Below are 9,783 nucleotides of genomic sequence, written 5' to 3' on the forward strand. Positions count from 1 at the left end.
GGTTGGCCTCCGCGAGCGGGCGCAGCCACGGCGGCCAACCCGGTGACCGCCGTGGTCACGGCGCTGCGCATAGCCGCATCATGCGGCTCGACCACCGCATGCCGGGACACCTCCGGGCGGTGGCGGTCGTCAGCCAGGTGCGCCCGTTTCTCGGCGGCAGGTGGTCAGCAAGGCTCGTAGTAGCAGATGTACGAGCCGTGGCCGAGATCGCTGCACGAGTAGATGCAGAACCGCCCCGACGGGTCCTGCATCGTCGGCGGGCAGTGGATGGCACATTCCGACAGGACCGAAGACTCGCTGCCGCAGCAGCCGCCCTCAGGCCGGACCGGTGCCGGCTTCTCGCCATGCGGCTTCACCACCCTGGCGATCCTCTTCTGCTTCGTGGCACGGCTCAGGAGCGCCGCGTACATGACGCCCTCCGGCGACTGCGGGGACTTGAACGTCAGCTCGACCAGCGGATGGCTGTGATCGTCGCAGCACAAGACATCGCGGACCTCCACGCATGCGATGGAGTCCAGCGGCACGGTTATCCAGTCCCCACAGCTGGTGCCGGGCGCGAACATGATCTCGGTCGACGGGCTCTCGTCGGAGGCCTTCACCATTCCGGTCAGGACCACAGGAGGCCGCAGCTCGTCTCGCGAGAGCTTCTCCGCGAACTCTTGCGGCGTGAGCTTCTTCTCCATACGAGACCTTCCTCGGCAACGTCAGGTGACGCGTCGGCGCATCTGCAACCCGCGGTTCAAATGGAGCATAAAGCCCTATATCGACGAGTGTGTTGTATTGGGCAAATCGGCCGAAGGAACGCCGCGTTACCCCGCAGAACCGAACCGAACCGCAGCTCGCCCAGGGCACCCTCGGGCGAAACCTGAGCAGAGCGGATCGCGGCAGACCAGTGCGGTCGACGTCATGGTGCGGCAGATGAAGCACATGAAATCGCCATGCCATCGTCAGTGGGACACCGACCTGCCACACGCTGGTCACCACCGATGTCAGCGACGCCGGCAAGGCCTTGGCCGCGTATCCACCGACCGCGACGCGCTGCCTGGCCACCTAGACTGCGACCATGACCGAGATCAAATCACCGACCCCTCAGAAAGCCTTCGAGCTGCTGCTCGCCGGTAACCAGCGCTTCGTTGCCGGCGCGCCGGAGCACCCGAACCAGGACGCGACCCGTCGGGCCGAGATCGCGCCTGGCCAGCGCCCGTTCGCCGTGGTGTTCGGCTGCTCCGACTCCCGGCTCGCGGCGGAGATCATTTTTGATCGTGGCCTGGGTGACCTGTTCGTGGTGCGCACCGCGGGTCACGTGATGGGCGCGGAGGTGCTCGGCAGCATCGAGTACGGGGCAGACGTACTCGACTGCCCGCTGGTGCTGGTCCTCGGCCATGACTCGTGCGGCGCGGTGGCCGCCGCATGCGCCGCACTGGAGGACGGGATCGCACCAGCGGGCTACGTCCGCGACGTCGTCGAGCGGGTGACGCCCAGCGTGCTGGCGGCCCGAGCCGCAGGCCTGTTCGAGCCCGATGAAATCCTGGCTGAGCACGTCAGGCACACAGTGGATCTTCTTCTGGACCGCTCCCGGGTGCTGGCCGAACGGGTGGAAGCAGGCCAGGCGGCCGTCGTGGGTCTGTGCTACCGGCTGGCCGACGGCAGCGCCCAGGTGGTGGCGGCGCGCGGCCTTGACCTCACCACCATCTCCGCGACCTGATCGCTGATCTACTCACGTGGTCCTGGATGCGGTGCCAATGGCGGAGAGCCTTGCGCCCGCCCCGGCCGTTTGCCCGGCGACGGTAGCGTCCCGTGGTGTGTGGAGCTTCATACCCGCGCCCGGGGCGGCTCAGGTCCTGGATGCTTTCGGTGTCGAGGTCGGCGAGCTGTGGCCGCATCGAGGGGGTTCGAAGCGGATACTTTCGCTGAAGGGCGCTGGCTGGTGAAACTCTGGCGTCAGCAGCCCGACAGCGATGCCGCACTGGCGCTGACCGCTGAGCTGGCTGCCCGGGGGATCCCCGTTCCTGCGGAGCAGCGAACCCTCGACGGCTCTTACACATCCGAGTATCTTGGCCGTCGTTTTGCGCTGTTCCCCTTCCTCGACGGCCGCCAAGCAACCTGGGACGACGCCGACGCGATCGCGGCGGCAATGCGTGCCGTGCACGAGATCGCCGACCTCGTCCTACCCCGCACCGACATAGAGGAGCGGTGAATCGAGGTGCTGCGCGCCCGGCGCGACCATCCGTGGCTCGCCGACCGCCGCGAGGCTGCCTGGTACACAAAGAACGTCGATACACCCGACCCTGTGAACACCACCCTTGAGCAGGTCGTAGCCTGCTAACCATCTCTCCGGCTTATCGGGATGCTCTTATACAAGTCAAGCCCGATGGAGCGCTTGGAAGTCGGCCTTGATCGCGTGATAGACCTCGCGGGCGAGATATCGCTTGAGGCAGCGCATGATGTCGGGCTTGGCCAGGCCTTCCGTCGTGCGGCGGGCGACGTAGGCGCGAGTGCGTTGGCAATAGCGCATCCGGACCACGACGGCCAGATGTAGAGCCCGGTTGCCACCTGTTCTCCCCGATCGTCTTCGACGACCTGCACTTCCACTTCCGCCCCTACGACCCCTTCGTCGCCTACGGCCAGTCCAAGACCGCAGACATCCTGCTCGCGGTGGAAGCGACCCGGCGGTGGGCAGACGAAGACATCTACGCCAACGCGCTGAACCCGGCGCCATCGCGACCGGCTTGCAGAAACACACCGGCGGCTTGAAACCCCTCCCGAGCGCCGGAAGCATCCCGGCCAAGCGCCGCCACCTCCGTACTGCTCGCAGGGTCGCCGCTGCGGGAAGGCGTGGGCGGCCGCTACTCCGAGGACGGAGCACAGGCCGAGGTCGTCACCGAACGCCCGAGCGACCACCGCGGCGTGGCCGACTACGCCCTTGACACCGCCAACGCCGAGCGGCTCTGGAACGTCGCCACGGACCTGGTGGCCTGAACACTGCGTCGACGGCCCGACGTGGGCATCGTACGGGCCGCTCCGGCTTCGAGGAATCGAACGCGTCGGCGGTCGGGTCCACGTCGCAGCCCCTAAGTAAGATCGAGGGGGTTGCAGGTGCCCGCCGCGGATCATCCAGCCCTTACTGCAATGGCTGGCCTGGCGGCTGCTGACACTCGGCTGCGAGTTCGAGGTGCACGAGCCGCCGGAGCTGATCGCCTACCTGCGCGAGATCGCTGAGCGGGCGGCCGGTGCATCTTAAGCTCTGGACATGCATAGCACCCTTACCGAGCACGCTCGGTGTCTCTACGGCGACGAGTACCGGCAGAAGTCGGAGTGCGGCTACGAGCACCACGAGCACTACTTCGTCGAAGAGCTGACCTTCGCTGATGCGGACTCGATCCTTGCCATGCTGCGTGGGCTTTGCCCGCATCTGGTCGATGGCCTTCTTCCCGTGTGGGTGCGCAATCTTGCGTATCGGCTGGTGCTCCTGCAGCGACCTGACAACCCAGCGTTGATGCGGGAGGCCGCGCAGAATCTCTGGCTTCACGGCCCAGACTGGGACGACATCGCAGCAGACCTGACACGCCGCGCCGACGCGATGGAAGCAAACTGAGCTGGTCGCGCCGGGCCGCCGAGCGACGACCTGATCCGCGGCGATCCTGGGCGAGCCGGTGAAGGCGGCCGCTGACGAGTTCGTCGTGGAGGCGGTCCGGGTGCGGCTCGGCTACGCCGCCGACGGTCTCGTCGGGATCACGCTGGAAGACCACCGGCGGTCGACGGCCCCTGGGCCCGCCGAGCAGAGCGGGCCGGTCGCAGCAACGATGTCGGCTGGCTGACACTCTGTTCCATCCGCGACGATCAGTCCCTACGGTATCCGCGTGACAGCAGGCGGGCGCGGCTTCCGACCAGAATGGACGGTCGCGGCCGTCTTCCTCGCCAGCGGGGCCGCGCTGCTGGTCTACATCCTGTCCGGAGTGTCGCTGCGCTGGACGTTCCTGGCCCTTGGGCTTACCGCAGCGATCGTCGCCACGGTCGTCATCCGCCGGCTTCCCGATGCCCGCCGGGCGCGGGTGCTGCGCCGCATCGCCGTCGGAGCGGTCGCCGGGCTCGCCGCGACGCTGGCCTACGACGCGGTCCGGATCGCCCTGGTCGAGTTCGCGGGGCTGAAACTGCGCCCGTTCGAGGCCTGGCGGCTGTTCGGCCTCGCCCTGGCCGAGACCGACCAGGACCGGCCGTGGGTGTTCTGGCTCGGCGTCGCGTTCCACCTGTGCAACGGCGTCGCGTTCGGCGTCGCCTACACGGTGGCACTCGGCCGACGCGGCATCTGGCCCGCCATCGCCTGGGCACTGGTCCTGGAGACGTTCATGGTCTCGGTGTACCCCGGCTGGCTGGGCCTCAAGGCCCTCGACGAGTTCCTGTCGGTGAGCATCACCGGCCACATCGTGTACGGCATCGTCCTGGGCTGGCTCGCCCGCCACCTGCTCACCAGCACGAGATGGGGAGAACATGACGGCGACACCCCTGCCGGTGAACCCGCCCGACCCGCTGACCAGAGCCGCTGACGCGATCTGGGTCGGCGTCCCGCTGACCCTGCGCAAGCTGTCAGCGGCGCTGGCCACCGCGAGCGTCGACGGGCTGTACCTGGCTTCGCGGCCCCTCATCGGCCTGATCGCACCGCCGGCCATGTTGTTCGTCGGACTGGTCGTCGGCGCGTTCCACCCCGGCTTCGAGCACGTGTTCACCGAAGCGCTGTGGCTGCTGCTGCTCGCCGCGGTCGTCGGCGCGGTCAGCGGCGCGCTGGGCTCCTACCTGACGCTCGGCTTCGCCGTCGGCGACCTGTTCCTCGGCGAGCACCCGCAGTGGAGCACCTACCGCACCGCCGGGCTGCTCGACCTGCCCGCGCAGCTCGGCTCCCAACTGCTGACCTACCTCCTGTTCGGGATGCTCGCCGTCGGGGTGCCGCTGGCCGCCAAGTCGTTCGCGGCCGAGTTCATGCTCCCGGCCTCGGTGCCCCGCGCGGTGCGGGCACTGGTCGGACTGGGCGCGCTGGTGGTCATCTCCGGGCTGCTGGTCTGGGTGTGGACCCAGTCCGCGCCGCTGCTGGTGCGACCGGTCTTCGTGTGGGCCGGGGCGATCCCGACCGTCGAGGCGATGTCGACCACGCAGGAAAGCGGCGGCTGGATCGTCGCACTGGCCGTGACCGCCACCCTCGCCCGCGCCGTCGCGCAGGCGGTGCTGGCCGCGCCGATCGGGCACGCCGGACCCGACCGGATGACCGCGCTGGAGGACCGGTTCCGCACCGCGACGCCCGTGGTCCCGCTGACCTCGCGGATCCCGCTGGTGCTGCGCCTGCTGGCTCGCGCGCTGCTGCTCACCGCGCTGCTGTCCGGTCTGTACGCCGCACCGTGGCAGGCCGGGCTGGCGTTCGCCGTGCTGTTCGGCGCACAGGTGATCACCAGCCCCCTGATGCCGTTCGACTTCGGCGCCTACGGCCGGTTCCTGGCCCGCATCCCGCGCATCATCCGGCTGATCGTCGCGATGGTGCCGGTGTACATCCTCGGCGTGGTCATCGTGCCGCTGTTCCTCGACCAGACCAGCTTCCTGCCGTTCCTGCTGCTGGCCGTCATCGCCGCGGTACTGATGACCCTGCTCAGCCCCCATACCGCCGGCAACCGGGCGGGCCCGGCACCGGCCGGTGGCAGCAGCACCGAGGAGACGCGATGAGGACCGCCGCCCGCCTGACGCTCGCCGCCGCCACGGGCGCGGCCGCCGTGATGGTGCTGCCCGGGGCGGCGTACGCCGACAACTGCGGCAGCATGTCCGACTGCTACTACACCGCCCGCGCCGCCCTGGCCGCGCTGGTCGGCCTGTCGGTGCTGTTCGGCGTGCTGCTCAGCGTCGGCCTGGACTTCGTGCCCGGCGTCGGCACCGTCAAGGGCGTCATCGAAGCCATCACCGGCAAGGACCTCATCACCGGCCAGGAACTGGCCTGGTGGGAGCGCCTGCTCGGCATCGTTCCGGTCATCGGCGGCGCCGCCGGGGTCGCCGCGGCCATCGCCAAGGGCGGCCGCGCCATCGACGACATCGCCGACGTCGGCCGTGCCGCCGACCGGATCGGCGACGCGGCAGAAGCAGCCCGAGACGCCGAACGCGCCGCCGAAGCTGCGCGAGACGCCGAGCGGGCCGCCGAGGCTGCGCGGGATGCCGAACGCGCCGCTGAAGCTGCTCGTGACGCCGAGCGCGCCAGGGAGGCTGAGCGGGCGGCGGAGGCGGCACGCGAGGCACGGATGCGCGAGCTCGGCATGGACCCGGCCACCGGCCGCTACCGGGCGGCCGAAGGCGAGACCGCGCTGCGGGTCGAGGACGCGACCGGTGCCCAGTTGAGCCGGTCCACCAACCCGAACGTCGACTGGGTCGACACCGCCACGGGCAAGACGTACGACGCCGTCGGCAACTTCCCCGCCCGCCATTTCGACCAGCAGTGGCCCAATCTCCAGACCAGGATCGTGGACCACCTCGCCAAGGCCGACTACGTGCCCGTGGACGTCTCCCAGTTCACCCCCGACCAGATCGCTAAAGTGCAGAAGTTCATCACCGACAACGGCCTCGGGCCCCGAGCATTCCTGGTAGGCAACTGATGTCCGGAACGATCGCCGTCACCCCCGACAGGCGCTGGTCGACCGCCGGCTGGCTGTTCGACTGGACCGTCGAGAAGCTCGCCGAGGATCTACCCGACACCGCCGCCGCGGCCGACATGCACGAGATCGTCGAGGACAACCTCGGCTGGCTCGGCCTGGCGGACCTGAACCCCGACACCCGGGCCGAGGTGCTGCGCCGGATCCGCACCGAACTCGTGGCTCGGGCCGAGCAGGAACTGCCGGACACCATTCCCGACCGCCCCGCCGTACTCCAGCTGCTGCGCGACCTGACCCGCCTCACCGACGGCGTGAGCTGACGTAGCGCGTACGAGGCTCCCCGCGGAACGGGCGTGGTGGCTGGTGAGCAGGACGGCCGGGCCGCGCCCGACCGTGGCCTGCGGCACCGACCGGCTCACACACAACCGCGCGCCGGCCACGGTCGGGCATCCCCAAGGGCTACAGGTCGTCGATGGGTCAAACCGTCGTCGGCGGGCCACCCACTCCGAGCATGGCCGTGCAACTGCTGCTCGACGCCGGCGCCGACCCCAACCGCAGCGTCGACATCACCGGGTCCAGGTCGTCGCACATCAACCCAGCCCGCTCACCCGGCGCAGAGTCCGTCGATCAGTCGACCGCGATGCGCAGGCCACGTACCGGCGAGGCGATGACCAGGGCGAGGCTGATCACGATGGGCGCAGCCAGCATCAGGTAGGCAACCCGGACCCCGTAGGTGTCTGCGGCCAGCCCACCGATCAAAGCGCCGAAGGGAGTGCCGCCCCAGGCCAGCATGCGCCCAGTGGTGTTGACGCGGCCCTGCAGCGCATCGGGTGTAAGCATTTGGCGCACGGTGATGCCGTTCGCGTTCACGGTCAGGCGCGCCAGGGCCCAGATGGCCCACCCGGCCAACGCCAGGGTGAATGCCGACGTGCCGGCCAATCCGACGAGGGCCGCGCCGAAGATCGCGAGCCCTGTGATGGACACCATCCCCTGACCGGCCCAGCGGCTGACTCGGGGCAGGATGAAGGCGGCGACCAGCGAGCCGACCGCGGCGGCCGCGTAGAGCAGCCCCAGGCGCTGGTCCTCCGGCCCCACGTCGAGAGCCCGGTCGGCGTGGACGACGAGCAGACCCAGCACGCCCCCGGCGGCCACGTTGAGGCCGAAGCCCGCAGCGGTCAGCGTACGCAGGACCGGCGTTCGCCAGAGGTAGTGCACTCCTTCGGCGATCTCGGCCCGCAGCCGGCGGGCCACCGCCGGCTCCGGGTCCAACCCTGTCCGGATCTGGGCGAGCAGCGCGGCGGACACCAGGTAGGTGGCGGCGTCGACGGTCAGCACCAGGGTGGGGTCGGCGATCGCGGCCAGCAGTCCGGCGGTGGCGGGCGCGGCGATCTCCAGCACGATCTCGGTGGACCAGATGAGGCTGTTCGCCCGGGTGACCCCGGGCTTGCCGACGATGCGGACGAAGGCACCCCAGGCTGCGGCGTCGAACCAGCAGAAACCGCAGCCCACGCCGAACGCCACGATGAGCAGGTACCAGGAGGCCAGCGCATCGAAGAGCGCGGCGACCGGCACGGTGGCGAGCAGGAGAGCACAGCACACATCGGCACTGATCATCATGCGCTTGCGCCGCAGACGGTCCGCGGCGGCGCCGGCGAAGAGCCCGAACAACAGGTACGGCAGGGCTTCGAGGCCGACCACCGCCGCGGTCAGCGTCGGGGAGGCGCTCGTCCGGTAGACCAGCAGCGGCAGGGCGACGGCACTGGCGGCGGTCCCGGCGACCGAGATCGATCGGGCGAGGTACCAGAAGGAGAAGTCACGGTGGAACAGCCGGCGTCCGTCGACGCCGGCTGTCTCGAGGCGCTGCGTCACCGCCTGCTTCAGGCCAGCACGGCGAGTTGCCGCTCGTCGATGCTGGTCAGTGCGAGGTGCAGGTCCGCCGCCAGATCGTCGGCGAGGTGGGTCATCGACGCGCCTTGGTCGTCACTCGGGTGGAAGCACGCTGCGCCGCCACCGCCGGGCTCGATACGACGAGCCACCGGCTCACCGTCCTGGTCGCCGGGGTGGAGGCACATCTGGCCGCCGCCCCCGGGCTCCACTTTACCGACCATCGACGCACCGTCCTCGTCGCCGGGGCGCAAGCACAAGGAGCCGGGACCACCTGGCCCGAAGCGACGAGCCATCAGCTCACCTTCCTCGTCACCGGCACGGAAACAGGAGTCGTCAACAGACATGTTTTCCCTCATCTCGTCGGAGCTGGAACTGGTCGGGTGATCGTCGCCCGGCCCGGGGACGGCCACAGGTGCCAGCCCCGCCCGGTCGGGATGACGGGCACCCCGTGCCGCACCAGGCTGAAGCGCTCCAGTCCTGGGGCGACGGTGGTGGCCACCGCGATCGGTGAGCCGACTGGCGCGACCTCGCACACGTGGTAGCCGATGCCGTGACGGGCCAGAGCCCGCCGGACCTGCTCCAGCCCCCAACCCGGGCTGCCGTCACCGGCCACATCCGCGCGTAGCGGCACCGCCCGCACCGGGCCGGAGAGCAGCTCGTCGAGTGGCATCAAGGCACAGCGTTGCAGTGCCTGCCAGGTCGCCAGACGCTGGACCGCAGGCGAACCGACGGCGGAGGAGGAGAGCGCACAGACCTGGATCAGCTCGCCGAGGGCGCGCGACGCGGCGTCGGTCGCCCAGAGCGATGCCCCGGCCCCGAGCCGGGTCGGCTCGCCGCCGGCCGCTGGGCTGACCGCCAGGTACACCGGCACATCCAGATCGGTCGTGACGTCGAGCAGGTGCACCGGCGCGCCGGCCGCCCGTACGGCCTCCGTGTGCAGCGAACGCAGCCCGTCCGGCAGATCCTCGACGGGCACGAGGCCGACGTCCGGCACTCCGGCGACGTACCAGCGCAGCAGCGCCTGCCCGAGACCGTCGTGTTCGATCAGCTCGCAGAGGCCGTGATACACGGCCTCTGCCAGGTCAACGCCTGCCGCAGTGCCCAGGCTGGACGAGTACCGCAGCAGACTGCGGTACGGCCGGACGTCGTCACCCGCCACCGGCCAGCGGTAGTAGCGCGGGTCGGTGAGGAACGTGGGATAACGGACCTCGCCGTAGGAGGCACACGCCGCGACGGAGTCCGGAAACTCGGCCGCCCACCGCTGTACGACCAGGTCGGA

At 69.9% G+C, this 9,783-nt stretch carries 14 protein-coding genes and 1 pseudogene; 10 read left to right on the forward strand and 5 right to left on the reverse strand.

Annotation, left to right across the window (positions count from 1 at the left end; all coding sequences use genetic code 11):
• Positions 1-164 precede the first annotated feature (164 nt).
• The gene (locus tag AB0J67_RS36575; protein ID WP_363489603.1) at positions 165-683 is read right to left on the reverse strand and encodes a hypothetical protein; all 519 of its coding nucleotides are present in this window, start codon (positions 681-683) and stop codon (positions 165-167) included.
• Positions 684-1,063: 380 nt separating this feature from the next.
• Here AB0J67_RS36575 and AB0J67_RS36580 point away from each other — a divergent pair, with 380 nt between their 5' ends.
• Positions 1,064-1,705 carry a carbonic anhydrase gene (locus tag AB0J67_RS36580; RefSeq protein WP_363489605.1) on the forward strand — a complete coding sequence of 214 codons (642 nt, stop codon included), beginning with the start codon at positions 1,064-1,066 and terminating at the stop codon, positions 1,703-1,705.
• A 168-nt stretch (positions 1,706-1,873) separates the two neighbouring features.
• A complete protein-coding gene (locus AB0J67_RS36585; protein WP_363489607.1) occupies positions 1,874-2,197 on the forward strand; it encodes a phosphotransferase in 324 nt (107 codons plus the stop codon).
• Positions 2,198-2,362: 165 nt separating this feature from the next.
• On the opposite strand, the pseudogene AB0J67_RS36590 reads toward AB0J67_RS36585, so the two are convergent.
• A pseudogene (locus tag AB0J67_RS36590) lies at positions 2,363-2,548 on the reverse strand (IS110 family transposase); the annotation flags it as partial.
• Positions 2,549-2,835: 287 nt separating this feature from the next.
• On the opposite strand from AB0J67_RS36590, the gene AB0J67_RS36595 reads away from it, so the two are divergent.
• From AB0J67_RS36595 to AB0J67_RS36630, 8 genes are all read left to right on the forward strand, one after another.
• On the forward strand, positions 2,836-2,979 hold the full coding sequence (locus tag AB0J67_RS36595; RefSeq protein ID WP_363489609.1) for a hypothetical protein: 144 nt from the start codon (positions 2,836-2,838) through the stop codon (positions 2,977-2,979).
• A 154-nt stretch (positions 2,980-3,133) separates the two neighbouring features.
• Positions 3,134-3,241 (forward strand): hypothetical protein, encoded by a 108-nt coding sequence (locus tag AB0J67_RS36600; RefSeq protein WP_363489629.1) that lies wholly within the window; start codon positions 3,134-3,136, stop codon positions 3,239-3,241.
• Positions 3,242-3,250: 9 nt separating this feature from the next.
• Positions 3,251-3,595 (forward strand): hypothetical protein, encoded by a 345-nt coding sequence (locus AB0J67_RS36605; RefSeq protein ID WP_363489611.1) that lies wholly within the window; start codon positions 3,251-3,253, stop codon positions 3,593-3,595.
• Positions 3,596-3,653: 58 nt separating this feature from the next.
• A complete protein-coding gene (locus tag AB0J67_RS36610; protein WP_363489613.1) occupies positions 3,654-3,818 on the forward strand; it encodes a hypothetical protein in 165 nt (54 codons plus the stop codon).
• A gap of 42 nt (positions 3,819-3,860) precedes the next feature.
• The gene (locus AB0J67_RS36615) at positions 3,861-4,544 is read left to right on the forward strand and encodes a DUF6789 family protein (protein WP_363489615.1); all 684 of its coding nucleotides are present in this window, start codon (positions 3,861-3,863) and stop codon (positions 4,542-4,544) included.
• Positions 4,489-5,706, forward strand: a complete 1,218-nt coding sequence (locus AB0J67_RS36620) for a hypothetical protein (protein WP_363489617.1) — start codon at positions 4,489-4,491, stop codon at positions 5,704-5,706. The genes AB0J67_RS36615 and AB0J67_RS36620 overlap by 56 nt, the downstream gene beginning before the upstream one ends.
• Positions 5,703-6,620 (forward strand): pre-toxin TG domain-containing protein, encoded by a 918-nt coding sequence (locus AB0J67_RS36625; protein WP_363489619.1) that lies wholly within the window; start codon positions 5,703-5,705, stop codon positions 6,618-6,620. Before AB0J67_RS36620 ends, AB0J67_RS36625 begins: the two co-directional genes overlap by 4 nt.
• Positions 6,620-6,937 carry a hypothetical protein gene (locus AB0J67_RS36630; RefSeq protein WP_363489621.1) on the forward strand — a complete coding sequence of 106 codons (318 nt, stop codon included), beginning with the start codon at positions 6,620-6,622 and terminating at the stop codon, positions 6,935-6,937. Before AB0J67_RS36625 ends, AB0J67_RS36630 begins: the two co-directional genes overlap by 1 nt.
• Before the next feature lie 307 nt (positions 6,938-7,244).
• Here AB0J67_RS36630 and AB0J67_RS36635 read toward each other — a convergent pair whose 3' ends face one another.
• The 3 genes from AB0J67_RS36635 to AB0J67_RS36645 all read right to left on the reverse strand — a co-directional run.
• Positions 7,245-8,486 carry an MFS transporter gene (locus tag AB0J67_RS36635; protein ID WP_363489623.1) on the reverse strand — a complete coding sequence of 414 codons (1,242 nt, stop codon included), beginning with the start codon at positions 8,484-8,486 and terminating at the stop codon, positions 7,245-7,247.
• Between the two features lie 8 nt (positions 8,487-8,494).
• Positions 8,495-8,848: a hypothetical protein gene (locus AB0J67_RS36640; protein WP_363489625.1), complete on the reverse strand. Its 354-nt coding sequence runs from the start codon at positions 8,846-8,848 to the stop codon at positions 8,495-8,497.
• Positions 8,849-8,856: 8 nt separating this feature from the next.
• The coding region (locus tag AB0J67_RS36645; protein ID WP_363489627.1) for a YcaO-like family protein at positions 8,857-9,783 on the reverse strand (927 nt) is incomplete at its 5' end.

Origin of the sequence: Catellatospora sp. NPDC049609, from assembly GCF_040675365.1 — a bacterium.
GTDB lineage: Bacteria > Actinomycetota > Actinomycetes > Mycobacteriales > Micromonosporaceae > Catellatospora.